Here is a 22265-nt window from a genome sequence, read left to right as displayed (position 1 = left end):
CTCACAAAGACTGGGAGGTCTTTACATATGAAGAAGCTTCTCGCTTCCACCGTTCTCGCAGCCGGCATCATGGGCTTCGCGGGCGCCGCTTCCGCCGAAGATTGCGGTCGCGTCACCATCGCCAACATGAACTGGGCGTCGGCTGAAGTCCTCGCCAACATCGACAAGATCATTCTCGAAGAAGGTTACGGCTGCGATGCCGAACTGGTGGCCGGCGACACCAACCCGACCCTGACCTCGATGATCGAGAAGGGCGAGCCGGACGTCGCGCCGGAAGCCTGGGTCAACGCCATGCGCACCGTTCTCGACAAGGCTACGGACGAAGGCAAGCTTCATTACGCATCGGAATCGCTGTCCGACGGCGGCGTCGAAGGCTGGTGGATTCCCAAGTACATCGCCGACGAGCATCCGGACATCAAGACCGTCGAAGATGCGCTCGCACATCCGGAACTGTTCCCGCACCCGGACGACGCCAGCAAGGGCGGCCTCTACAACTGCCCGGAAGGCTGGGGCTGCCGCACCAACACCACCAACATGTTCAAGGCTTACAAGGGCCCCGACCACAACTTCGAACTGGTGGAAACCGGTTCGGCCGCCGGTCTCGACGGATCGATCGCCAAGGCCTACGAAGGCAAGGATCCGTGGTTCGGCTACTATTGGGCTCCGACCGCCCTTCTCGGCAAGTACGAGATGGTCAAGCTCGACTTCCCGGCCGAATTCAACAAGGAACAGTGGGACAGCTGCATCACCAAGCCGGATTGCGCAGATCCCCAGCCGAACGCCTGGACCAAGTCCGAGGTCTACACGGTGGTGACCGACCGCTTCAAACAGGCTGGCGGCCCGGCTTACGACTACCTCACCGAACGCTCCTGGCCGAACGACACGGTCAACAAGCTTCTCGCCTGGATGGCCGACAACCAGGCAACCGGTGAAGACGCCGCATACTACTTCCTGAACAACAGTCCGGACATCTGGACCAAGTGGGTTTCAGAGGATGCCGCCGAAAAAGTGAAAAAGGCGGTCAAGTAATCGCCTAAACCAGTGGCGGGCCAAGGCCCGCCACTTTTTTTGTAAAGTCGGTCGTACGGGGAGAACGCCGACGCTCTCAACACCGGGGAACATACGAAAATGGACTGGTTAACTGAATTCCCAGCCATGGACCGCTCCAGTCTCACTGCAATCAAGAAGACGATCGATCTTGGCTTCAGGGACTTCACACGGGCTTATGGCGATGCTTTCGAAACGGCGCTTTCGCCGGTAAAATGGTTTATGTTCTGGATGGAAGACCTGCTCACGGATTCTCCGTGGATCCTGGTTCTTCTGGCCATCGCCGGGATCGCCTACGCCGCGTCCCGCAGCATCAAGATCGCAGGATCCGTCGCCATCATCCTTCTGCTCGTCGGCTATTTCGGCATGTGGGAAGACACGATGAGCACGATTGCGATGACAATCGTCGCAACACTCCTCGCCATCGTCGTGGGCATCCCCATCGGCATCCTGATGGCCCGTTCGGACCGCGTCCAGGCCATCTTCAATCCGATCCTCGACGTCATGCAGACGATGCCGAGCTTCGTCTATCTGGTACCTGTGATCATGCTTCTGGGCATCGGTCGCGTGCCGGGCCTGATCGCCGTCATGGTCTATGCCATCCCGCCGATCATCCGCCTGACCAATCTGGGCATCCGCCTCGTCGACAAGGACGTGCTGGAAGCCGCCGACGCCTTCGGTTCGTCAAGCTGGCAGCGCCTCAAGAACGTTCAGATGCCGCTGGCCTTGCCGACCATAATGGCAGGCGTCAACCAGACCATCATGATGGCGCTCGCCATGGTCGTGGTCGCGGCCATGATCGGCGTTCCGGGCCTTGGCCTCGGCATCCTGAGATCGATCAACAACCAGTACTTCACGCTCGGCATGTTCAACGGTCTCGCGATCGTCGGCATCGCCATCATCTTTGACCGAGTGAGCCAGGCTTATGGCAAGCGGCTCCAGAAGCACCTGGAGGTGGTCCATGGCTGATGAAAACAAACCGGGTATCGGCATTTCGATCCGCAATCTCTACAAGATTTTCGGCTCGGATCCGGCTGCCTATGTGGACATGGTCAAGGGCGGCATGTCCAAGACCGAGCTGAACGAGAAGCACAGTCACGTTCTCGGCCTCAAGGACATCAACATCGACATGCCCGGCGGTGCCATCCAGGTCGTCATGGGCCTGTCGGGTTCGGGCAAGTCCACGCTCATCCGTCACATCAACCGGCTGATCGACCCGACGGCCGGCGAGGTGATCGTCGGTGAGGACGACGTCGTGAAGATGAACGAGAAGGAGCTGAGGGAGTTTCGTCGCCACAAGACCGCGATGGTGTTCCAGAAGTTTGCGCTCCTTCCCCATCGTACCGTGATGGAAAATACCGTCTACGGTCTCGAGCTTCAGGGCGTACCGCGCAAGAAGCAGGAAGAGGAAGCCCAGCGCTGGATCACCCGCGTCGGCCTCGAAGGCTTCGAGGACAACTATCCCAACCAGCTCTCCGGCGGCATGCAGCAGCGCGTGGGTCTCGCCCGGGCGCTCACCAACGACGCGCCGATCCTCTTGATGGATGAAGCCTTCTCGGCCCTCGATCCGCTGATCCGCATGGACATGCAGTCGGTGCTTCTCGACCTGCAGAAGGAAATCCGCAAGACGATCGTCTTCATCACCCACGACCTCGATGAAGCGCTCCGCCTCGGCGATCGCATCGCCATCCTGCGTGATGGTGAAGTGGTTCAGCAGGGCACCAAGCAGGAGATCGTCCTCAAGCCTGCCGACGAATACATCTCGAACTTCGTGCGCGAGGTGAATCGCGGCCGGGTGATCACCGTCGACATGGTCATGACCCCTGTCTCCGGCGAGGGCTCGGGACCGCGGATCAAGACCGGCTCGGTTCTCGAAACGGCGGCCAAGAAGATGACCGAGCAGTCGGTCAGCCATGCCGTCGTGATCGACGAGGACGGCAAGCCGATCGGCTCGCTCAACATCCAGGACGTGATCGCCGCGATGGTGACGCCCGTCGATCACACCATGGTGGACGACGAAGCGGCCTGATCTCGCCTCTTCAGCAACGACAAGGCGGCGGCTGCGAAAGTGGCCGCCGCTTGTTTATGAGAGCTACTGCCATTTTCGGACAGCGCCGGCACTCCGCAACGCTTGCGAAGACATAAAGAAATCTTTATATCATTCACCAGATCATGCCGCAGGCAGCAGACCTTCGGCCAACCGCCAGTTCCGGAGACGCTTCATGTCCGCGACCGCCAATCCCCTCGCCGAACTTCTTGCCGAAAAGGGCGTCCTCCTGGCCGACGGAGCCACCGGCACCAATCTGTTCGCCATGGGCCTTGAATCCGGCGAGGCACCGGAGATGTGGCTCGAGAGCCACCCCGACCGCATCACCAAACTGCATCAGGATTTCGTCGATGCCGGCGCGGATATCATCCTGACCAATTCCTTCGGCGGCACCCGTCATCGCCTGAAGCTGCACCATGCGCAGGATCGCGTCTTCGACCTCAACAGGAAGGCCGCGGAAATAGCCCGTGCCGTCGCCGATGCCGCCCCGCGCAAGGTCATTGTCGGCGGCTCCGTCGGCCCGACAGGCGAGCTTCTGGTTCCGCTCGGCGCCATGACCTATGACGAGGCCGTCGACGCGTTCAGGGAGCAGATCGAGGGACTGAAGGCCGGCGGCATCGATATCGTCTGGATCGAGACCATGTCGGCCGCCGACGAGATCCGCGCCGCGGCGGAAGCTGCCACGAAGTGCGGCATGGCCTTTGTCTATACCGGCTCGTTCGACACTGCCGGCAAGACCATGATGGGCCTGCACCCGAAGGACATTCACGGCGTCGCCAGGGATATCGGCGACGGCCCCTTCGCCGTCGGCGCCAATTGCGGCGTCGGCGCGTCCGACATCCTGTCCTCGCTCCTCGACATGACCGGCGCCGACCCGGAAGCCGTCGTGGTGGTGAAGGGCAATTGCGGCATTCCGGAATTCAGGGGCGCCGAGATCCACTACTCCGGCACGCCTCCGCTGATGGCCGATTATGCACGGCTGGCGGTGGACGCCGGCGCGCGGATCATCGGCGGCTGCTGCGGCACCTCCTGCGAGCACCTGGCGGCCATGCGCGAGGCAATCGACGGCCACCGCAAGGCTGCCCGGCCGACCATCGAGACAATCGTCGAGCGTATCGGCCCGATGAAGAACACGCGCGCCGCCGCAGAGGGCGATGCCCCTGCCCGCTCCCGCGGCCGCCGCCGCGGCTGACGCAAAACCGGCTCGCAGGGTACAAGCTGAAAAGAGAAAGGCGTGCCCCGGGAGACACGCCTTTTCCTTGTCCGGCGGCTGCGCAATCAGAAGCCGGAGAGAACCAGCTTGCCCTTCGCGGCTCCACTCTCGATGAAGGCATGGGCCTTCTTCAGATTGGCGGCGTTGATCGGTCCCAGCGTATCGGTAAGTGTGGTGCTGACCTTCTCCTCGTCGACCAGCCGCGCAATCTCGGCAAGAAGCTTGCCTTGTTCTCCCATGTCCGCCGTCTCGAAGACCGCGCGGGTGAACATCAGCTCCCAATGCACCGAGACGGATTTCCGCTTGAACGGCGAGATGTCGAGCGCTTCGGGATCGTCGATCAGGCCGAACCGCCCTTGCGGGGCGATCAGTTCGGCAACATCGGAAAGATGGCTACCGGTTTCCGTCGTGGAGAATACAAAAGCGGGTGCGCCGATGCCGAGTTCGGCGACCTGCGGCGCCAGCGGCTCGCGGTGGTTGACCACGTGATGCGCGCCGAGCTGCTTCACCCATTCGATCGTTTCGGGGCGTGAGGCCGTCGCGATCACCGTGAGATCGGTGAGCGCACGCAGGATCTGGATCGTCATGGATCCGACACCGCCAGCACCGCCGATAACGAGGATTGCGTTGGCAGCTCCGGGCACCGGCTTGCGCACATCGAGCCGGTCGAACAGCATTTCCCACGCCGTTATCCCGGTCAGCGGCATTGCCGCAGCTTCCTCGAAACCGAGGGAAACGGGCTTTTTCGAAACGATCCTCTCATCCACGAGATGGAGTTCGGAATTGGTCCCCGCCCTGGCAATCGATCCGGCATACCAGACCTCGTCTCCCGGATTGAATCCCGCAACATCCGGTCCCACCGCCCTGACCATGCCGGCTGCGTCCCAGCCCAGCACCTTGTAACCGTCGCCGTCCGCGCCGGCCCGGCGGCGCACCTTGGTATCGACCGGATTGACCGAAACGGCCTTCACTTCGACAAGTAGATCGCGCCCTTCCGCCTTCGGTTCGGGGAGAGTGATATCGACCAGTGCATCATCCCGATCGATTGCGCCAGGTTTCTTGTAGCCGACCGCCTTCATGAGACCGCTCCTTTCATTGAACACGCAGCTGATGTAGCCTTCGGCTCGAAAACTGCAATACCCACAAAATTCGCCCATAGTGTCGAAAAGGATACTGCCATGGCAAAGCCCCGCCATTCCCGTTTCGACTGCCATCCCGGCTGCGCCGTGGAGGCAACGATCAGCCTGATCGACGGCAAATGGAAAGCCGTCATCCTCTTTCATCTGATGGAAAAGGGCGTGCTGCGCTTCAACGAGATTCGCCGGCATATTCCGAACGTCACCCAGCGCATGCTGACCAACCAGCTCCGCGAATTGGAAGCCGACGGCCTGATCGCCAGGAAGGTCTACGCGCAGGTCCCGCCCAAGGTAGAGTACTCCTTGTCTCCGCGCGGCGAGAGCCTGGGCCCGATCCTGGTTTCGCTGAAGGATTGGGGCGATGCGAATATGAGCCTCTTCAACGGCTCGCAGATCGCCGCCGAATAGGCTGCCCAGAAATCAGAAGGGGCCGGATCTACCGGCCCCAGACATCCTTGTGAAGCAACTCCGACACGCGGTCGTAGCCCTGCACTTCGCCCGTTGTCGCGCCCGAGCGGCGCTTACCCTTTCATGTGAAGGCGTCGGGCATGGAATCCTTCTTCTTGGTGATGAATTCCTTCAGCGCCTCATCGATCGCCGGATCGAGATCCGGTGCGACATAGCTGTCGAGCCAGCTCTGGCACTGCACGCGCGCGCGTTCCTCGATCCGCTTCTCGCCTTCAGCCAGCCATTGTTCGTAGGAATTGTTGTCGGCCAGCGGCGAGCGGTAGAACGCGGTCTGGAAATTGGCCTGGGTATGCGCGCAGCCGAGATAGTGGCTGCCGGGCCCGACCTCGCGGATCGCTTCGAGCGCCTGTCCCTGTTCGGAAAGATCCACGCCCTCGGCAAACCGCTGCTGCATGCCGAGCTGGTCGCAGTCGATCATGAATTTCTCGTAGGAGGCGACAAGTCCGCCTTCGAGCCAGCCCGCCGCGTGCAGCACGAAATTCGTGCCCGCAAGGACCGTGGTATTGAGCGTCGCAGCACTCTCGTGAGCCGCCTGCGCATCCGGCACCTTGGAGCCGCAGAGCGATCCGCCGGTACGGAACGGAAGTCCCAGGCGGCGAGCAAGCTGTGCCGCCCCGTAGGAGACGAGCGAGGGCTCCGGCGTACCGAAGGTCGGCGCACCGGACTGCATCGAGATAGAGGCCGCGAACGTGCCGAAGATGACCGGCGCACCGGGACGGATAAGCTGGGTGAGCGCTGCACCCGCCAGCACTTCCGCCAGGATCTGCGTCAGCGTGCCCGCCACCGTGACCGGGCTCATGGCGCCTGCCAGGATGAAGGGCGAAACCACGCAGGCCTGGTTGTTGCGCGCATAGACTTTCAGCGCACCCAGCATGGTTTCATCGAAGACCATCGGCGAGTTGGCGTTGATCAGGTTGATGACCACGCAGTTCTGGTCGACGAAATCCGCGCCGAACAGGATCTTGCACATCTCGACGGTGTCTTCCGCCCGTTCCGGCGCCGTCACCGAGCCCATGAAGGGTTTGTCGGAATAGCGCATATGCGCATAGACCATGTCGAGGTGTCGCTTGTTCACCGGGATATCGACCGGCTCGCACACCGTTCCGCCCGAATGGTGAATGGCCGGCGCCATATAGGCGAGCTTCACGAAATTGCGGAAATCCTCGATCGTCGCATAGCGGCGATTGCCTTCCAGATCGCGCACGAAGGGCGGACCGTAGACCGGTGCGAAGATCGTGGACTTGCCGCCGATCTCCACCGTGCGCGAGGCATTGCGCGCATGCTGGGTGATGACCGAGGGCGCGGTTTTCAGGATCTCGCGGCACAGGCCTTTCGGGAAATGGACGCGCTCGCCGCGCACGTCGGCACCAGCATCCTTCCAGAGTTTCAGCGTTTCCGGATCGTCGCGGAATTCGATGCCGATTTCCTCCAGAATGAGGTCGGCATTGGCTTCGATCAGCGACAGTCCCTCTTCGTCCAGCACCTCGTAGGTGTTGATCTTGCGGGTGATATAGGGAAGCGAGAGACCCGGCCCCCGCGATCCACGCTCGGCGCGGCGGCCCGCCGCTCCCCGGCTGCGCCGCCCGCCGCCCCGGCCTTCAGCCGTTTCAGCCATGTCCTTGTCAGCTCCGTCGACAGCCATATCGTAGTCCATCCGTGATCATCCCTGGTCCGGCGACTTTCGCCGATCTGGAATGAATTTTCATCCGTAAAGTGGCACGCCGCGTTTCCGGATGCGCCTTCGGATGGCTTTGCCGCGACACGCCCGGCCCGCGTCCACAGTTCTCCCCACGTCGCTTCCGGAACGATTTGATGTCGTTAGCCAAATGACAAGGCCCCTCCCCTTGGCCTAGTGTTACGATATATTATGGTTCGCCTAATCCGCTTTGGAGATTCCCGCATGGCCGACGACGAAGACATCAATCTCTCCGAACTTCCCGACGACGAACTTGTCCAGCAGATGATGGACGACCTCTATGACGGCCTGAAGGAAGAGATCGAGGAAGCCACACAGATCCTGCTCGACCGCGGCTGGACGCCCTATAATGTCCTGACCAAGGCGCTGGTGGAGGGCATGAGGATCGTCGGCGAGGATTTCCGCGACGGCATCCTCTTCGTGCCGGAAGTGCTGATGTCGGCCAATGCCATGAAAGCGGGCATGGCGATCCTGCGTCCGCTGCTTGCGGAAACAGGTGCGCCGAAGCTAGGCACCATGGTGATCGGTACCGTCAAGGGCGACATTCACGACATCGGCAAGAACCTTGTCGGCATGATGATGGAAGGCGCGGGCTTCGAGGTCATCGACCTCGGCATCAACAACCCGGTCGAGAACTATCTCGAGGCGATCGAAGAGCACAAGCCCGACATCGTCGGCATGTCGGCACTGCTGACCACCACGATGCCCTATATGAAGGTGGTCATCGACACGATGAAGGAAAAGGGCATTCGTGACGACTTCATCGTGCTGGTCGGCGGCGCGCCGCTTAACGAGGAATTCGGCCAGGCCGTGGGCGCCGACGCCTATTGCCGCGACGCCGCGGTTACGGTCGAAACGGCCAAGTCGCTGATGGCGCGCCGGCACAACCGGAAGCCCGCCAGCTGACACGACGATACGCTCCGCCGGACCTGCGACGGTCCGGCGGAGCCTTGGCCCTGCGGCCGGATCAGCTTACGGCGTCGTTGACGGCTGCGGCAGATTCCTTGACGTCGCGGCCCGCACCGCGAATGGTGTTGGCGCAGGCAACAAGCGAAAGCATGACGGTCAGAACACCGGCAATCTTGAGGAACTTCATTTTCTCGCATCTCCCCTTGGAGGAAGGTCGATCATCTCGACCGCAGTAAAGGCGAACGAATGTCAGGCGCCAGCAAGAATCCGACGCAAGACACGGGACACATTGCCATCGGCGAGTTCGGCGCGAGCGTGCGCGTTATCGCCTGCGGCATGATCGCCCGCGAGGTGCTGGCGATAAATAAGCAACTGGGGCATGAACACATCGATCTCAAGTGTCTGCCTGCTGATTTTCATCATCACCCCGATCGTATCGCACCTGCTGCCGACCGGGCGATCCGCGAGGCACGCGCGGAAGGGTTCGAGCACATCTTCATCGGCTATGCCGATTGCGGCACCGGCGGCGCGCTCGACCGCGTCTGTGCCGAGCATGGCGTGAGCCGCATCGAGGGCCCGCACTGCTTCTCCTTCTATTATGGCAATCAGGCTTTCGAGGCCGCCTCGGACGAGATGATGATGACCTTCTTCATCACCGATTTCCTCGCCCGCCACTATGAAACCTTCCTGGTTGCGCCGCTCGGCCTCGACCGGCACCCGGAATTGCGCGAGATGTATTTCGGCAATTATCAGCGTGCCCTCTATCTGGCGCAGACCGACGACCCCGAATTGACGGCGCGGGCGCGGGAGGCAGCCGAAGTCATCGGCCTGCCCTTCGAACGGCGTTTGACCGGGTACGGCGATCTGACCCCGTTCATGGACGAGGCCGGCGGCGCGGCCAAAAGACAGCTGCCATAATTTTTAAGCATTTGGTGCCTAGTGTATCACGAGCAATTGAAGTAATCCGGCTCCCGTGAACACGCACACATCGTCACCCGAGTTTCCGGTCGAGCCGGTCGAAAGCCGCCCCCGCCCCGAAAAACTCTCCGATCTCCTTCTTGAACTTGCCGCTCAACCCGGCGAGCGGATTTCCATACGTGACCTCGCGGAGGCGCTGGAAGATCGCTCCTTCGGGGCGTTCATGCTGATCTTCGCGCTCCCGAACCTCATTCCGCTGCCGCCCGGCGCGACGCTGGTTCTCGGTCTGCCGATGGTCTTCGTCGCCTGGCAGATACTGATTGGCTACGACAAGATCTGGATGCCCAGACGCATCGCCAATTTCTCGATCGAGAAATCGCGCTTCCGCGTGATGGCGCTCAGGGTAACGCCGTGGCTCAAACGCGCGGAAAACTGGGTGCGGCCCCGGAAGTGGCCGATCCGCAGCACTCTGCACGAGCGCCTTTTCGGCCTCCTGGCGCTGATTCTCGCGGTCATCTGCGTGATCCCGATCCCCTTCGGCAACTGGCCGCCCGCCGTGGCCTTCTCGGTTCTCGGCGTCGCCCATACCGAGCGCGACGGCTATTGCCTCGCCGTCGGCCTGTTCCTGAGCCTTCTGTCGATCCTGATGGTAACCGCGGTGGCCTTCGCCACCGGCGCGCTCCTGATGTGGTTTTTCTGAACCCCAGTTCAAGCACGGCTTCCACGACGCGCGCTCGGCCATGAATGGCATGGCCGAACACATTATTTTTACACGACACTTTTGGCGTTTTGGCGTTAGAGATGGTGATTGTTGAGCCCCAACTCGCCTGGGACGCGAATGCCTGACCGATCGACCATCGTCATTCTTACATCCGGCGGCCGTTTTCCGTGGATCGTGATCAATGCGGTCGCTGATGCGTTCGATGATGTCGTGGTGCTCAAGGAACGTCCGGAATCGAAAGTCACCTTTATCCGTCGCAAGGCCCGGCTGATGGGCTGGGTTTCCGCGATCGGCCAGCTTGCGACGATGGTCACCTCGCGGATCGGGAAGAGTTTGACCAGGGCGCGCGCAACCCGGATCATGCGGGAGCATGGCGCATCAGACCGGCCAAATCCGCGCGTGAGGGTACATGAGGTCCCCTCCGTCAACGCCGCCAGGACACTAAAACTGATCGGCGACATCCAGCCGGCGGCGATCCTGTCGGTAAGCTGCCGGATCCTCAGGCGGGACACGCTCGCCGCCATGCCCTGCCCGGTCCTCAACTTCCATCCCGGCATCACCCCGCGCTATCGCGGCATGTGGAGCGGCTACTGGGCGCGGGTCAACGAGGATCTGGATCACTACGGGACCACGGTTCACCTGATCGATGCGGGCATCGATTCCGGCGCCGTCATCTACCGCAGGATCATCGAGCCGTCCGCGAAAGAAACCATTTTCACCGACACGATCCTGCAGACCGCAGCCGCGCGAGACATCGCCGTCATGGCCGTGCGGGACGCAGTCGCAGGCCAATTGAAGCCTCTTCCCGCGGACGGCGTTTCGAAGCAGTATTTCCACCCGACGATCTGGGCCTGGCTCTGGCGCGGCATCACCAGAGGCGTCTGGTAGTCCGAAATCCGGAACGGACGCATCCCCGTCGCGTCCATTATAAGCCAAGGTCGCAATTGAAGCGCCCGCGCGTCGTCGCCGAAATAGCGGCGCGGCGCTTCCGCACGCATTCTCGCTGCAAGGAGTTTTTCATGGCCGACAAAGTCATCGTCTTCTGGCGCGACATTCCCGCCCAGGTGATCGTCAGGAAGGGGCGCCAGACCGCCAAGCGCGAGCTTGCCGGCCGCTTTGCCGAGGCCATCGACATGGCCGCCATGCGCTCGGGCGCGGCCGGCACGGACGACTATCTCGCCGAATGGCGGCGCGCCGAGCCCGAAACCGTATCCGACGATCTGGAAGCCGAGGCGGAAAGGGCCGCAAGCGAGATCGAGACGCTCTGGCCGCAGGACCGGCTGGTCAAAGTCGCGCGCAACGGAGGCAGGCTGGCCGATGAGTGAAGCCCCGAAGACCGGCCTTGATCCGGCGTCCGGCGTTGCCGCCAAGCCTGCAGCCATGCCGAAGCCGAAAGCCCCTGCCACCGCCTATAACCCTGCCGGTGTCTCACCCAGCCGGCGGCGGCGCAACAAGATCGCGATCCGGCTGTGGTCCGTGCGCAACGCACGCTTTTTCGAGTGGTTCTACACTCATTTCGCCAATGCCTTTCTGGGTCTTCACCCGCTCCTCAAGCGGATCGGATACCAGCGCGCCGAAGCCCCGGTGAAGTTCGTCGAGCGCAATGTGAAAGGCTTTCTCTTCGACTGCCGCATGTGCGGCCAGTGCGTGCTCTCCTCCACCGGCATGTCCTGCCCGATGAACTGTCCCAAGCAACTGCGCAACGGCCCATGCGGCGGCGTGCGCGCCAACGGCAATTGCGAGGTCGAACCCGACATGCCCTGCGTCTGGGTTCAGGCCTTTCAGGGCTCCGAGCGCATGAAGGGCGGCGATAGGATCATGACGGTGCAGAAACCCGTCGACCAGTCCTGGCGTGAAACCTCCTCCTGGCTGCGCGTGACCGCCGAAGACGCAGCCAAACGGGAAGCGGCCCGCCAGGCCCAAGGTTCGGAGGCCGCGCGATGAGCGACACCAATCCGCTTGGCGCCCACTTGCCGCTCGATCCCAAGCCCGGCCACTCCTCGCTGGGGCGGCTGGAACGCGTGCTCCGCCGGGGCGAATTTGCCGTCACCGCCGAACTCAACCCGCCCGACAGCGCCGATGCCGACGAGGTCTATGACCGCGCCGCAGTCTTCGACGGCTGGGTGGACGGCATCAATGCGGTGGATGCATCGGGCGCGAACTGCCACATGTCCTCGGTCGGAATCTGTGCGCTTCTAACCCGCATGGGCTATGCCCCGATCATGCAGATCGCCTGTCGCGACAAGAACCGGATCGCAATCCAGGGCGATGTCCTGGGCGCGGCAGCCATGGGCGTCTGCAACATCATGTGCCTGACGGGTGACGGCGTTCAGGCTGGCGACCAGCCGGGCGCGAAGCCCGTCTTCGACCTCGACTGCATGTCGCTTCTCGAAACCGTGCGCACCATGCGCGACGAGAGCCGGTTTCTCTCCGGCCGCAAGCTGACCAAGCCGCCCCAGGTCTTTTTGGGGGCCGCGATCAACCCCTTCGTGCCGCCGCAGGAGTTCCGGCCGATGCGGCTGGCCAAGAAGATCGCCGCCGGTGCGCAGTTCGTGCAGAGCCAGTACTGTTTCGATGTCGACATGTTCCGCAGCTACATGCAGCGCGTGCGCGATCTCGGCCTCGACGAGAAATGCTACATCCTCTGCGGCGTCGGCCCGCTCGCCTCCGCCCGCACGGCCAAATGGATGCGCTCCAACGTGCCGGGCGTCCATATCCCCGATCACATCATCAAGCGGCTGGAAGGCGCCGAGGACCAGAAGGCCGAGGGCAAGCGCCTCTGCATCGACATCATCAACGAGGTCAAGGAGATCGCCGGCGTATCGGGCATACATGTCATGGCCTACCGGCAGGAGGAGTTCGTCGCCGAGATCGTGCATGATTCCGGCGTGCTGAAGGGCCGCAAGCCCTGGCGCAAGGAACCCAACCTCGCCAATGAGGCAGCCGAAGCCCGCCTCGAGGAGGCGGATGATGCGGCCCGTGTCTCTCCCCATACGCTTGCGGGCGTCGCCGCGGAAGGCGAAGCCTGAAATGCGCGTTTTCCGACAAATCTGATAGAAGACAAATCACAAGTCCCTTCGGGGACGGGCCAGACCCAGAGGACACCTTATGACCCGTACCATCGTCGCATCCGCCACCCGCGAAGTCGTCATCGGCTTCGACCAGCCCTTTTGCGTGATCGGCGAGCGCATCAACCCGACAGGCCGAAAGAAGCTCGCCGCCGAGATGATCGAAGGCAATTTCGACACCGTGAAGGCGGATGCGCTGGCGCAGGTCGCGGCCGGTGCCACCATGCTCGACGTCAACGCAGGAGTAACCGCCGTCAACCCGAACGAGACCGAGCCGCCGCTCCTCGTCAAGACGCTCGGCATCGTGCAGGATCTCGTCGACGTGCCGCTGTCGATCGATTCCTCCGTCACCGCCGCCATCGAGGCCGCGCTGTCCGTCGCCAAGGGCCGGCCGCTGGTCAACTCGGTGACCGGCGAGGAGGAAAAGCTCGAGGCCATTCTTCCGCTCTGCAAGAAATACGACGTTCCCGTCGTCGCCATCTCCAACGACGAGACCGGCATTTCCGAAGACCCGGACGTGCGCTTCGCCGTCGCCAGGAAGATCGTCGAGCGTGCCGCCGATTACGGCATCAAGCCCGAGGACATCGTCGTCGATCCGCTCGTCATGCCGATCGGCGCGATGGGCACGGCCGGCAAGCAGGTCTTTGCCCTGCTCCACCGCCTGCGGCACGAGCTCAAGGTCAACACCACCTGCGGCCTGTCCAACATCTCCTTCGGCCTGCCTCACCGCCACGGCGTCAATGCCGGCTTCATCCCGATGGTGATCGGTGCCGGCATGACGAGCGCGATCATGAACCCCTGCCGCCCCCAGGAAATGGAAATGGTCCGCGCCGCCAACGTGCTCAACGGCACCGATCCGGACTGCACCAACTGGATCCGCACCTATCGTGATTATGCTCCCGCAGCGGCAGGAGCTCCGGCGAGCGCCGCTCCTGCTGCGGCAGCGGGTGGAGACGGTGGCCGCCGCCGCGGTGGCCGCGCTGCCCGTCGCGGGGCATGACGACGAGGTGAGTGCGAGGATGGCCGCGGGCGAGTTGCCTCAGCCCGCACTTCCGGTCGTCACCCGGTCGAAAAGCAGCATGGCCGCCCAAGCCCCCACGGCGGCGGCGGCATTGCCGGATACCCAGTCGGTCTGGCTGCCGGGCTCAAGGACCATCAGGGCGATCAGGCCGACCATCCCACCGAGGATCGAGACAGCGACATGACCCGGATAATGCAGCCAATTGCCCTTGATCAGGCGAACCAGGGTGAAACTCAGAAACAGGGCGGTGATAAAGACGTCAGGCATCGCAAACTTTCTCGGATGATCCTATTGTCCGTCTCCCGTCCAAACCTTCGGTAAAGAAAATAGCCCGCATATGAACGAAACCGTCGCCGATCACCTCGTCCTTTTCATGCCGTCGGGCACCATCGGACGTGCACAATTGAACTCAAAGCTTGACCGACAATGCCCCCGCAAAGCGAACGCTCGCACCGGGGACTTCATATGCTAAAGGGATTCGGATTTACTCTTGCGACTGGAGTATTCATCGCGATTGTCTTGAAATTCGGAATATTTCAAGACAGCGAGCAGTTTTCCCGGCTCAACCAAACACTACAGACATTTCTAATTCCGATCATATTGCTTGTGGCAGCTCTCGGCATGGCATTTGCCATCATCGGCGTAAAAGCACCTCACCTGCTCACCACGCGGCGGATAAACCTGTTCACATGGATATCGGGTGCCGTCCTTGCTGCAACCTTTCTCATTGCTGTCGCCTACACAAAACTAGTGCCCTGAGGATGTGGACAAACAGATGACACATGCCCCCGCCGCCGATCACCTCGTCCTTTTCATGCCATCGGGCAAGCGCGGCCGTTTCCCGAAAGGGACGGCCGTGCTCGATGCTGCACGTGAGCTCGGCGTCTATGTTGAAAGCGTGTGCGGCGGACGCGCCACCTGCGGGCGCTGCCAGATTGTCGTGCAGGAAGGCAAGTTCGCCAAGCACGGCATCGAATCCGGCCCGTCTCACATCTCCCCCAAGGGGCCGAAGGAAGAGCGCTACGAGCGCGTCAGGGGCCTTGCCGCCGACCGGCGCCTGTCCTGCTCCGCCACCATCGAGGGCGACCTTGTCATCGATGTTCCGCAGGACACCATCATCAACGCCCAGGTGGTGCGCAAGGATGCCGATACCCGCGTCATCGAACGCGATCCGGCCGTGCGCATGTGCTATGTCGACGTCGAGGAACCCGACATGGAAAAGCCGCTCGGCGACCTCGACCGGCTGATCGTCGCGCTGGAACGCGACTGGTCGCTCACCGGCCTGACCGTCGATCCCTGGCTCCTGCCGCGGGTGCAGTCCATCCTGCGCAAGGGCGAGTGGAAGGTCACCGCTGCGGTCTACCGCGACCGGGATGATGCCGAACCGCGTCTGATCGCGCTCTATCCGGGCCTCAAGAACGAGGCCTACGGCATAGCTTGCGACATCGGCTCCACCACGATCGCCATGCACCTCTCGTCGCTGCTTTCCGGCCGTACGCTGGCGTCTTCGGGCACCTCCAACCCGCAGATCCGCTTCGGCGAAGACCTGATGAGCCGTGTCTCCTACGTGATGATGAACCCGGACGGACGTGAGGCCATGACCAGGGCCGTGCGCGAGGCGATCAACGGGCTCATCGGCAAGGTCTGCGAACAGGGCGAAATCGACCGCCACGACATTCTCGATTCCGTCTTTGTCGGCAATCCGATCATGCACCACCTGTTCCTCGGCATCGACCCGACTGAACTCGGCGGCGCGCCCTTCGCGCTGGCCCTTTCGGGTGCGGTCTGCCTGCCTTCCTCCGATATCGGCCTCGACCTCAATCCCGGCGCCCGCACCTACATGCTGCCCTGCATCGCCGGCCATGTCGGCGCCGATGCAGCCGCTGTGGCACTGTCGGAAGGCCCTCACCGTCAGGACGAGATGATGCTGATCGTCGACGTCGGCACCAATGCCGAAATCGTGCTCGGCAACCGGTCACGCTGTGTCGCCGCCTCCTCGCCGACCGGACCCGCCTTCGAGGGCGCGGAAATCTCCTGCGGCCAGCGCGCCGCCCCCGGCGCCATCGAGCGTGTGCGCATAGATCCCGAAACGCTCGACCCCCGCTATCGGGTCATCGGCATCGAACAGTGGTCCGACGAACCGGGTTTCGCCGAGGCGTCTGAAAAACTCGGCGTCTCCGGCGTGTGTGGCTCCGGCATCATCGAGGTGGTGGCCGAGATGTACCTCGCGGGCATCATCTCCGAGGACGGCGTGATCGACGGCTCGCTGGCGCAGAGAACCCCGCGCATCATTGCCGAAGGCCGCACCTTTTCCTACGTGCTCAAGGAAGCCGCGCCGCGTCTGACCATCACCCAGAACGATATCCGCGCAATCCAGCTCGCCAAGGCCGCGCTCTATGCCGGCATCAAGCTTCTGATGGACAAGCTGGGGATTGCCGAGGTCGACCGCATCGCCTTTGCCGGCGCCTTCGGTTCGTTCATCGACCCGAAATACGCCATGGTACTGGGATTGATCCCCGATTGCGATCTCGACAAGGTGAAGGCCGTGGGCAATGCCGCCGGCGCGGGGGCGCGGATGGCGCTCCTCAACCGCAACCATCGCCGCGAGATCGAGGACACGGTGCGCCGCATCGAGAAGATCGAGACCGCGCTCGAGCCGAAATTCCAGGAGCACTTCGTCTCCGCCATGGCGCTGCCCAACAAGCTCGACGCCTTCCCCAAGCTCGCAAGCGTGGTCAAGCTGCCCGAACGTTCGGCCGATCGGCCGGAACGCGACGTCGAAGGGGGCGAAGGCCCGCGCCGGAGAGGTGGCCGACGCGGACGGCGCTGAGGCTCAACAGCAGCTGAAAGAGCCTGTCTCCCGCACATGCTGGAAGACAGAGCGCATGTGGTCGGCGAAGGCTGCGACCGGCGCCGAGCTCTTGTCGGCGACCTGCAGTTCGAGATCATAGGTTCCCATCTGCGGCAGTCCGGTTTCCGGGCCGAGGATCTGCACCTCTTCGCCCACGAAGTGCCGCCCCATCGGGGCTACCGCGATATCGGCCTGGATGGCGGCGCGCTGTCCCGAGACGTTGGCTGTCATGAAGGCGATGTGATAACCGCGCCCGGCCTGTTCCAGCGCGCTGATCGCCCGCTGGCGCCAGGTGCAGCCCTCGTCCCACAACGACACCGGCAGGGGATCGCGCAGATAGGCCTGCCCGCCCCGGGCGCCCGCCCATACGATCTCGTCGGTCATCATCGTCTCGCCGTTGATGCGCGGCCCTTCTGCCGAGCAACTGACAAGCGCGATGTCCAGCTGTCCGGCCGCAAAGCGCTTGCGCAGATGCACCGATTCATCGATCAGCGCCTCGACCATCACGTCCGGATGCGTCTGCGCGAAGCGTTTGAGAACGCGCGGGAGCACCACCTCGCCGTAATCGCTGGGGGCGCCGAGTTTGACGACGCCGCTTACCGAAGGGCTGACGAAGCGCGACATCGTTTCGCGATTGAGTGCAAGGAGCCGGCGCGCGTAGCTGATCAGCACTTCGCCGTCCGGCGTCAGCGACACGTTGCGCGCATCGCGGTTGAAGACCGACACGCCCAGAACCTCCTCGAGCCGCTTGATCTGCATGGAAACGGCCGAAGGTGTGCGAAACACCCGTTCGGCGGCGGCGGTGAAGCTGCCCGTCTCCGCGATGGCGACAAAACTGCGCAGCAGTTCCGGATCGATGGTCGGTACCGAATTGAAGATCGGAGCGTTCATCTATCAATTTCCTTGATTGAAGAGATCATTTCATTTCGTTTGATTAAATCATGAGGCAACGCCATTCTTCTGTCAACGGATGAGACACGAAAGGAGATCATGATGGTTGTCTTTGCCGGAGCCGCCCGCCTTTGGGCCAGTGTCGCATACCGTATCGAGCGCAATCGCCTCGCCCGGCGCATGGAGGCGCTCAGCCCTGAAACCCGGAAGGATATCGGCTGGCCTTCCACCGATTACTGGCACGCGACAAGGTCCAGAATGCGCGACGAGATGCGTATCGGAGCCCGCACCAGGTGACCTCCGCGAGAAGAAGGCGGCGTGGGAAGACAGCGCGCCGCCTTGCTGCTCCGGAGAACCCGTTGGCGCGCCAGATTTTTTCGGCACCCCTCGTGACAAACGGCATGTTATATGTCCTCATTGCGACAATGCGGCACAGGACCTGTGCGCTTGGCCGGCAGGACATGATGGACCCGATCACGGATTACAGGTGCCCAATGGCTTCAGCCGCCGGAAGCAAGCATTCATTCGTTTTCTATCTCGTTCCCGAGTTCTCGATGATCGCCTTTTCCATGGCGATCGAGCCGTTGCGCCTCGCCAACCGCATGCTGGGCAGCGACTATTATTCGTGGCGGCTCGCCTCCGCCGATGGCGGATCGGTAGCCGCCTCCAACGGAGTGAAGATCGCGGTCGACAACTCGCTTGCCGATGAGCGCGCGAAGCTGACCGGCCGGGACAAACCGGACATGGTTCTCGTCTGCTCGGGCATCAACGTCGAAAAGTTCGAGAACAAGACCGTCCTTGCCTGGCTGCGCGAAGAGCACAATCGCGGCGTCGCCATCGGCGGGCTCTGCACCGGCGCGCACATCCTCGCGCTGGCCGGGCTACTCTCCGGCAAGCGCTGCGCCATTCACTGGGAAAACATTCCCGGCTTTTCCGAACGTTTCCCGAAGGCCGAGGCTTTCGCCGACCTCTACGAGATCGACGGAAACATCCATACCTGCGCCGGCGGCACGGCCGCGCTCGACATGATGCTGCAGCTGATCGGCGATGATCACGACGAGAACCTCGTCAACCGGATCTGCGAAATGGCGCTGACCGACAGGGTGCGGAATTCGCGCGACCGCCAGCGCCTGCCCATGCGCGCACGCCTGGGCGTGCAGAACTCAAAGGTTCTCTCGATCATCGAGCTCATGGAGGCCAATCTGGCCGAACCTCTCTCCCTCATCGAGATCGCCGATCACGTCGGGCTCTCGAGGCGGCAGATCGAGCGCCTCTTCCGCCAGGAAATGGGCCGCTCCCCTGCCCGCTATTATCTGGAGATAAGGCTGGACCGTGCCCGCCATCTTTTGCTGCAGAGCGCGCTTCCGGTCGTCGAGGTCGCCGTGGCATGCGGCTTCGTTTCCGCGTCGCACTTCTCGAAATGCTACCGTGAACTCTACAATCGTTCGCCCCAGCAGGAACGCGCCAGCCGCAAGCAGATTCTCTCGGCGGCCTGACCATGGACATCAACATCGCGGCGGCCGCGATCATGCGCCCGGACGGCGCAACGCTTCTCGTGAGAAAGCGCGGGACAACCGCCTTCATGCAGCCGGGCGGAAAGATCGCTCCCGATGAAAGCGCCCGCGAGGCCCTGTGCCGCGAACTGGCCGAAGAACTCGGCCTGACCGTTTTGATTGACGCGCCTGTCTATATCGGACGTTTTTCGGCACCGGCGGCGAACGAGGCCGGCAGCCGCGTCGTCGCCGAACTGTTCCGTCTCGACCTCGACAGGCCGGTTCAGGCCAGGGCCGAAATCGAGGAAACCCTCTGGCTCGAACGCGACATGGCGGACGGGTTTGAAATTGCTCCCCTCACCCGCACGTCCGTCTTGCCTGCCATCTGGGGATAGGAACTCGGCTCGGCTCGGCTCGGCTCGTCACCACCTGGCGGCGGAGCCTGCCTGCGCTCGATCAGGCGACGTCTTCGTGATGGTTGAGATCACGCTCGGCAACCACGCGGTTCCGGCCTGCATCCTTGGCCATGTAGAGCAGCTGGTCTGCCGCGTTGAGATAGTTGTCGAAGGCTTCCATCTCTGCCACCTCCGCCAGACCGATCGAAACGGTCACGTTGAGCGGACCGTCATCCGTCAGGATCGACTCGCGCGAGATGCAGCGACGAAGCTCTTCGCAGAACGCCCGCGCACCCATCGGATCCAGACCACGGACTAGGACGCCGAACTCCTCGCCGCCGAGGCGCGCAAGCAGATGCTTCTCGCCGCAGGCGTCCATGAGCCGGTTCGACACCTCCTTGAGCACCTCGTCACCGATCTCGTGGCCATAGGTGTCATTGAGAAGCTTGAAATTGTCGATGTCCATGACAGCCATCGACATCGGCACCGATTCTTCCGGATCATGCCCGGCGGCGACGAGCCTCGGCCCCACCTCGAAGAAGTGCCGACGATTGTAGAGACCGGTGAGGTAGTCGCGTGCGGCCTTGTCGCGCAGCTGTCGGACATGAAAGAGCGTGGCGACATTCTGCGCCACCCGCAGGCGGAACTCTTCATCGTCGAACGGGCGGCGCACGTAATCATTGGCGCCCGCCTTGAGATATTCCATCATCAGGTCGGAGCGTTCCGCGGACGACACGCCGATGATGCGGATACCGTCATAGGCGCTGTTGCGGCGGACATTGCGAACGAACTCGACGCCATTCATGCCCGGCATCTCGTAATCCACCACGGCAAGTTCGATGTCGGGCCGCAGGGAGAGCTCCTTCAGCGCCATTTCAGCGGAGGTCGCCTTGGTGATCCTGAACAGCTGCTTCTTGAGATGCCTGGCGAGAAGTTCGCGTGTCGATCTCATGTCATCGACCACGAGAACACGGACCTCGCGGTTGCTCATCAACCGCACGACAGAGGATATCACGTTATCGAGCGCGCTCGGACCGTCCTTGAGCACGTAGTCCGCGATCTGCTTCGCCAGCATTTCATTGCGGGTCGCCTCGTCGAAACTGCCTGTGAAGACGATGGGCGGGACGTCATGGGCGATCAGAAGGTCGAGCGCTTCGCCATGCGGACCGCCTGGCTGGTTGAGGTCGGCAATCGCCACGCTGTAATCGCTGCAGCCATATGCGAGCGTCCGACGCAGATCGTCCATGCTCGAACAGGCGACGACCTCGATGCCGTAATGTGTGTCAAGCCGGACGGCCAGAGCGGCGACATAGGTTTTGGAATCCTCCACCAGAAGCACCTTGCGGCCTACCAGCTGGTCCGTCACCCTCCCCGTTCTCTTGATTTTGCGCGCTGACACGACATCCTCTTCTCGCATGGGCGAGACAACTCTAAAGGGAATGTACGAGCTTCCGCTTTGCTATTTCGTTAATAAGAGATTGCTTTATAATTAATAGAACCGGTGCCGGGCTGCGAACAGGCCAGCCTATCTGGCGTCGAACATCCACTGGCGCTGCTGCCAGATTTTTTCGCCTATCTCACAATCCACGGGCTCGCCCTCTGCCGCACCATGGGTCTGGGCCTTCATGACGGGCAATAAACCCGGGTCCATGCCGCCGATCTCCTGCACCAGCTTGCGCCGGACGGCTTCCGGGAACTGCTCCCATTCGGTGACCGGCACCAGAAAGCTGCCCGGGCCGCCGATCACGCAATCCCTGTAATAGGCATCGAGTTCGGCGATATTGAAGCCGTAGCCCGCGCCGCCACGCGTCATCAGCGGCAGGCCGTTGATGACGATGCGCTTGGCAATCGCTTCGTCACGCGCCGAAACCACCCTTTCGCCCTGATTGTTGGGACCGTCGCCGGAAATATCGATCACCCGGCGGAATCCGTCATAGGGCGAAGCTTCCAGCACCTCCACCCCCTTCCTGATGGCGCCCGAAATCGACGTCCTGTTGCGGCCATAACCCGGCGCAGCCAGAATGAGTTCAGCAACCCTTTCAGCATCTTCGCCGCTTTCGATCAGCGTCCACCCGAAGATTTCATTCTGGCTGAAATCGGCCGCCCACTCGTACATCGCCACCGCGATCCGGCCATAGGCGCCCTGCTCTATCGCCGCCACCACCTCGGGGGAGCGGATGGCTTCGGCATAGCCGTGCCGCTGGATTTCGAGTTCGCCGGGAGACATGGAGCGGGAAACATCGACCGCCAGAACCAGCGCGACGTCGACCGGTTCACCCGCATGGCCGGAGGCGGGACCGGAAAGGCCAAATCCCGCTGTAGCGCAGACCAGGAAAAGCAAGCGGCGAAGCGACTGCATGGATCGAGAGTATCATGCGCCCGACCAGATCG

Annotated in this window: 25 protein-coding genes; 18 read left to right on the top strand and 7 right to left on the bottom strand. The window is 62.4% G+C overall.

From position 1 onward, the window contains the following. Positions 1-27 precede the first annotated feature (27 nt). The 4 genes from E2A64_RS10700 to bmt all read left to right on the top strand — a co-directional run bounded on the left by E2A64_RS10700 (position 28) and on the right by bmt (position 4286). Complete coding sequence (locus E2A64_RS10700) at positions 28-1029, top strand: ABC transporter substrate-binding protein (RefSeq protein WP_133284488.1); 1002 nt, start codon at positions 28-30, stop codon at positions 1027-1029. Between the two features lie 99 nt (positions 1030-1128). Then, the gene (locus E2A64_RS10695) at positions 1129-2016 is read left to right on the top strand and encodes an ABC transporter permease (RefSeq protein WP_133284487.1); all 888 of its coding nucleotides are present in this window, start codon (positions 1129-1131) and stop codon (positions 2014-2016) included. After that, complete coding sequence (locus E2A64_RS10690; RefSeq protein WP_133284486.1) at positions 2009-3076, top strand: quaternary amine ABC transporter ATP-binding protein; 1068 nt, start codon at positions 2009-2011, stop codon at positions 3074-3076. Before E2A64_RS10695 ends, E2A64_RS10690 begins: the two co-directional genes overlap by 8 nt. A 193-nt stretch (positions 3077-3269) precedes the next feature. After that, on the top strand, positions 3270-4286 hold the full coding sequence (bmt, locus tag E2A64_RS10685; RefSeq protein WP_133284485.1) for a betaine--homocysteine S-methyltransferase: 1017 nt from the start codon (positions 3270-3272) through the stop codon (positions 4284-4286). An 86-nt stretch (positions 4287-4372) separates the two neighbouring features. Here bmt and E2A64_RS10680 read toward each other — a convergent pair whose 3' ends face one another. Next, entirely contained in the window at positions 4373-5386 is a 1014-nt protein-coding gene (locus E2A64_RS10680) for a zinc-binding alcohol dehydrogenase family protein (RefSeq protein WP_133284484.1), read from the bottom strand. Between the two features lie 99 nt (positions 5387-5485). On the opposite strand from E2A64_RS10680, the gene E2A64_RS10675 reads away from it, so the two are divergent. Then, positions 5486-5851: a winged helix-turn-helix transcriptional regulator gene (locus tag E2A64_RS10675; protein ID WP_133284483.1), complete on the top strand. Its 366-nt coding sequence runs from the start codon at positions 5486-5488 to the stop codon at positions 5849-5851. Between the two features lie 121 nt (positions 5852-5972). On the opposite strand, the gene E2A64_RS10670 is transcribed toward E2A64_RS10675, so the two are convergent. Beyond that, on the bottom strand, positions 5973-7526 hold the full coding sequence (locus E2A64_RS10670) for a trimethylamine methyltransferase family protein (RefSeq protein WP_133285026.1): 1554 nt from the start codon (positions 7524-7526) through the stop codon (positions 5973-5975). Positions 7527-7811: 285 nt separating this feature from the next. Between E2A64_RS10670 and E2A64_RS10665 the strand changes: the two genes are divergently transcribed. Continuing rightward, positions 7812-8513: a corrinoid protein gene (locus E2A64_RS10665; protein ID WP_133284482.1), complete on the top strand. Its 702-nt coding sequence runs from the start codon at positions 7812-7814 to the stop codon at positions 8511-8513. 61 nt (positions 8514-8574) lie between these two features. Here the strand turns inward: E2A64_RS10665 and E2A64_RS10660 are convergent, their stop codons facing one another. Then, positions 8575-8703, bottom strand: coding sequence for an EncA/B family entericidin (locus E2A64_RS10660; protein WP_133284481.1), 129 nt, complete (start codon positions 8701-8703; stop codon positions 8575-8577). 149 nt (positions 8704-8852) lie between these two features. Here E2A64_RS10660 and E2A64_RS10655 point away from each other — a divergent pair, with 149 nt between their 5' ends. The 7 genes from E2A64_RS10655 to E2A64_RS10625 all read left to right on the top strand — a co-directional run bounded on the left by E2A64_RS10655 (position 8853) and on the right by E2A64_RS10625 (position 14223). Next, positions 8853-9434 (top strand): DUF1638 domain-containing protein, encoded by a 582-nt coding sequence (locus E2A64_RS10655; RefSeq protein WP_244598284.1) that lies wholly within the window; start codon positions 8853-8855, stop codon positions 9432-9434. A 55-nt stretch (positions 9435-9489) separates the two neighbouring features. Beyond that, complete coding sequence (locus E2A64_RS10650; protein WP_133284479.1) at positions 9490-10134, top strand: exopolysaccharide biosynthesis protein; 645 nt, start codon at positions 9490-9492, stop codon at positions 10132-10134. Between the two features lie 138 nt (positions 10135-10272). Continuing rightward, the gene (locus tag E2A64_RS10645; protein ID WP_133284478.1) at positions 10273-11043 is read left to right on the top strand and encodes a formyl transferase; all 771 of its coding nucleotides are present in this window, start codon (positions 10273-10275) and stop codon (positions 11041-11043) included. Between the two features lie 131 nt (positions 11044-11174). Then, the gene (locus E2A64_RS10640) at positions 11175-11480 is read left to right on the top strand and encodes a virulence factor (protein ID WP_133284477.1); all 306 of its coding nucleotides are present in this window, start codon (positions 11175-11177) and stop codon (positions 11478-11480) included. 55 nt (positions 11481-11535) lie between these two features. Next, entirely contained in the window at positions 11536-12099 is a 564-nt protein-coding gene (locus E2A64_RS10635; RefSeq protein ID WP_133285025.1) for a methylenetetrahydrofolate reductase C-terminal domain-containing protein, read from the top strand. Next, positions 12096-13184, top strand: coding sequence for a methylenetetrahydrofolate reductase (locus E2A64_RS10630; RefSeq protein WP_133284476.1), 1089 nt, complete (start codon positions 12096-12098; stop codon positions 13182-13184). Before E2A64_RS10635 ends, E2A64_RS10630 begins: the two co-directional genes overlap by 4 nt. Positions 13185-13263: 79 nt before the next feature. Continuing rightward, positions 13264-14223: a methyltetrahydrofolate cobalamin methyltransferase gene (locus tag E2A64_RS10625; protein ID WP_133284475.1), complete on the top strand. Its 960-nt coding sequence runs from the start codon at positions 13264-13266 to the stop codon at positions 14221-14223. A 39-nt stretch (positions 14224-14262) separates the two neighbouring features. Here the strand turns inward: E2A64_RS10625 and E2A64_RS10620 are convergent, their stop codons facing one another. Then, positions 14263-14511 (bottom strand): hypothetical protein, encoded by a 249-nt coding sequence (locus tag E2A64_RS10620; RefSeq protein WP_133284474.1) that lies wholly within the window; start codon positions 14509-14511, stop codon positions 14263-14265. Positions 14512-14709: 198 nt separating this feature from the next. Between E2A64_RS10620 and E2A64_RS10615 the strand changes: the two genes are divergently transcribed. Both E2A64_RS10615 and E2A64_RS10610 read left to right on the top strand, forming a co-directional pair. Next, positions 14710-15003 (top strand): hypothetical protein, encoded by a 294-nt coding sequence (locus tag E2A64_RS10615; RefSeq protein WP_133284473.1) that lies wholly within the window; start codon positions 14710-14712, stop codon positions 15001-15003. Between the two features lie 16 nt (positions 15004-15019). Further along, entirely contained in the window at positions 15020-17074 is a 2055-nt protein-coding gene (locus E2A64_RS10610; RefSeq protein WP_133284472.1) for an ASKHA domain-containing protein, read from the top strand. Between the two features lie 3 nt (positions 17075-17077). On the opposite strand, the gene E2A64_RS10605 is transcribed toward E2A64_RS10610, so the two are convergent. Further along, positions 17078-17986 (bottom strand): LysR family transcriptional regulator, encoded by a 909-nt coding sequence (locus E2A64_RS10605; protein ID WP_133284471.1) that lies wholly within the window; start codon positions 17984-17986, stop codon positions 17078-17080. Between the two features lie 102 nt (positions 17987-18088). Here E2A64_RS10605 and E2A64_RS10600 point away from each other — a divergent pair, with 102 nt between their 5' ends. The 3 genes from E2A64_RS10600 (at position 18089) to E2A64_RS10590 (ending at position 19874) form a co-directional block, all read left to right on the top strand. After that, the gene (locus E2A64_RS10600; RefSeq protein WP_158285740.1) at positions 18089-18283 is read left to right on the top strand and encodes a hypothetical protein; all 195 of its coding nucleotides are present in this window, start codon (positions 18089-18091) and stop codon (positions 18281-18283) included. Between the two features lie 197 nt (positions 18284-18480). Beyond that, positions 18481-19482, top strand: a complete 1002-nt coding sequence (locus E2A64_RS10595; protein WP_133284469.1) for a GlxA family transcriptional regulator — start codon at positions 18481-18483, stop codon at positions 19480-19482. 2 nt (positions 19483-19484) lie between these two features. Further along, on the top strand, positions 19485-19874 hold the full coding sequence (locus tag E2A64_RS10590; RefSeq protein WP_133284468.1) for an NUDIX hydrolase: 390 nt from the start codon (positions 19485-19487) through the stop codon (positions 19872-19874). Positions 19875-19935: 61 nt separating this feature from the next. Here E2A64_RS10590 and E2A64_RS10585 read toward each other — a convergent pair whose 3' ends face one another. Beyond that, positions 19936-21240, bottom strand: a complete 1305-nt coding sequence (locus E2A64_RS10585; RefSeq protein ID WP_244598248.1) for a diguanylate cyclase — start codon at positions 21238-21240, stop codon at positions 19936-19938. 159 nt (positions 21241-21399) lie between these two features. Then, complete coding sequence (locus E2A64_RS10580; RefSeq protein ID WP_133284466.1) at positions 21400-22233, bottom strand: DUF1194 domain-containing protein; 834 nt, start codon at positions 22231-22233, stop codon at positions 21400-21402. Positions 22234-22265: the final 32 nt, after the last annotated feature.

It is taken from the genome of Pseudohoeflea suaedae (assembly GCF_004354915.1).
GTDB classification, from domain to species: Bacteria; Pseudomonadota; Alphaproteobacteria; order Rhizobiales; family Rhizobiaceae; genus Pseudohoeflea; species Pseudohoeflea suaedae.
This window is presented reverse-complemented; position numbering and strand designations above follow the sequence as displayed.

Coding starts and splice junctions, on each gene's coding strand:
- E2A64_RS10700 (WP_133284488.1), top strand. CDS start 28: ATGAAGAAGCTTCTCGCTTCCACCGTTCTCGCAGCCGGCATCATGGGC.
- E2A64_RS10695 (WP_133284487.1), top strand. CDS start 1,129: ATGGACTGGTTAACTGAATTCCCAGCCATGGACCGCTCCAGTCTCACT.
- E2A64_RS10690 (WP_133284486.1), top strand. CDS start 2,009: ATGGCTGATGAAAACAAACCGGGTATCGGCATTTCGATCCGCAATCTC.
- bmt (WP_133284485.1), top strand. CDS start 3,270: ATGTCCGCGACCGCCAATCCCCTCGCCGAACTTCTTGCCGAAAAGGGC.
- E2A64_RS10680 (WP_133284484.1), bottom strand. CDS start 5,386: ATGAAGGCGGTCGGCTACAAGAAACCTGGCGCAATCGATCGGGATGAT.
- E2A64_RS10675 (WP_133284483.1), top strand. CDS start 5,486: ATGGCAAAGCCCCGCCATTCCCGTTTCGACTGCCATCCCGGCTGCGCC.
- E2A64_RS10670 (WP_133285026.1), bottom strand. CDS start 7,526: ATGGCTGAAACGGCTGAAGGCCGGGGCGGCGGGCGGCGCAGCCGGGGA.
- E2A64_RS10665 (WP_133284482.1), top strand. CDS start 7,812: ATGGCCGACGACGAAGACATCAATCTCTCCGAACTTCCCGACGACGAA.
- E2A64_RS10660 (WP_133284481.1), bottom strand. CDS start 8,703: ATGAAGTTCCTCAAGATTGCCGGTGTTCTGACCGTCATGCTTTCGCTT.
- E2A64_RS10655 (WP_244598284.1), top strand. CDS start 8,853: ATGATCGCCCGCGAGGTGCTGGCGATAAATAAGCAACTGGGGCATGAA.
- E2A64_RS10645 (WP_133284478.1), top strand. CDS start 10,273: ATGCCTGACCGATCGACCATCGTCATTCTTACATCCGGCGGCCGTTTT.
- E2A64_RS10640 (WP_133284477.1), top strand. CDS start 11,175: ATGGCCGACAAAGTCATCGTCTTCTGGCGCGACATTCCCGCCCAGGTG.
- E2A64_RS10635 (WP_133285025.1), top strand. CDS start 11,536: ATGCCGAAGCCGAAAGCCCCTGCCACCGCCTATAACCCTGCCGGTGTC.
- E2A64_RS10630 (WP_133284476.1), top strand. CDS start 12,096: ATGAGCGACACCAATCCGCTTGGCGCCCACTTGCCGCTCGATCCCAAG.
- E2A64_RS10625 (WP_133284475.1), top strand. CDS start 13,264: ATGACCCGTACCATCGTCGCATCCGCCACCCGCGAAGTCGTCATCGGC.
- E2A64_RS10620 (WP_133284474.1), bottom strand. CDS start 14,511: ATGCCTGACGTCTTTATCACCGCCCTGTTTCTGAGTTTCACCCTGGTT.
- E2A64_RS10615 (WP_133284473.1), top strand. CDS start 14,710: ATGCTAAAGGGATTCGGATTTACTCTTGCGACTGGAGTATTCATCGCG.
- E2A64_RS10610 (WP_133284472.1), top strand. CDS start 15,020: ATGACACATGCCCCCGCCGCCGATCACCTCGTCCTTTTCATGCCATCG.
- E2A64_RS10605 (WP_133284471.1), bottom strand. CDS start 17,986: ATGAACGCTCCGATCTTCAATTCGGTACCGACCATCGATCCGGAACTG.
- E2A64_RS10600 (WP_158285740.1), top strand. CDS start 18,089: ATGGTTGTCTTTGCCGGAGCCGCCCGCCTTTGGGCCAGTGTCGCATAC.
- E2A64_RS10595 (WP_133284469.1), top strand. CDS start 18,481: ATGGCTTCAGCCGCCGGAAGCAAGCATTCATTCGTTTTCTATCTCGTT.
- E2A64_RS10590 (WP_133284468.1), top strand. CDS start 19,485: ATGGACATCAACATCGCGGCGGCCGCGATCATGCGCCCGGACGGCGCA.
- E2A64_RS10580 (WP_133284466.1), bottom strand. CDS start 22,233: ATGCAGTCGCTTCGCCGCTTGCTTTTCCTGGTCTGCGCTACAGCGGGA.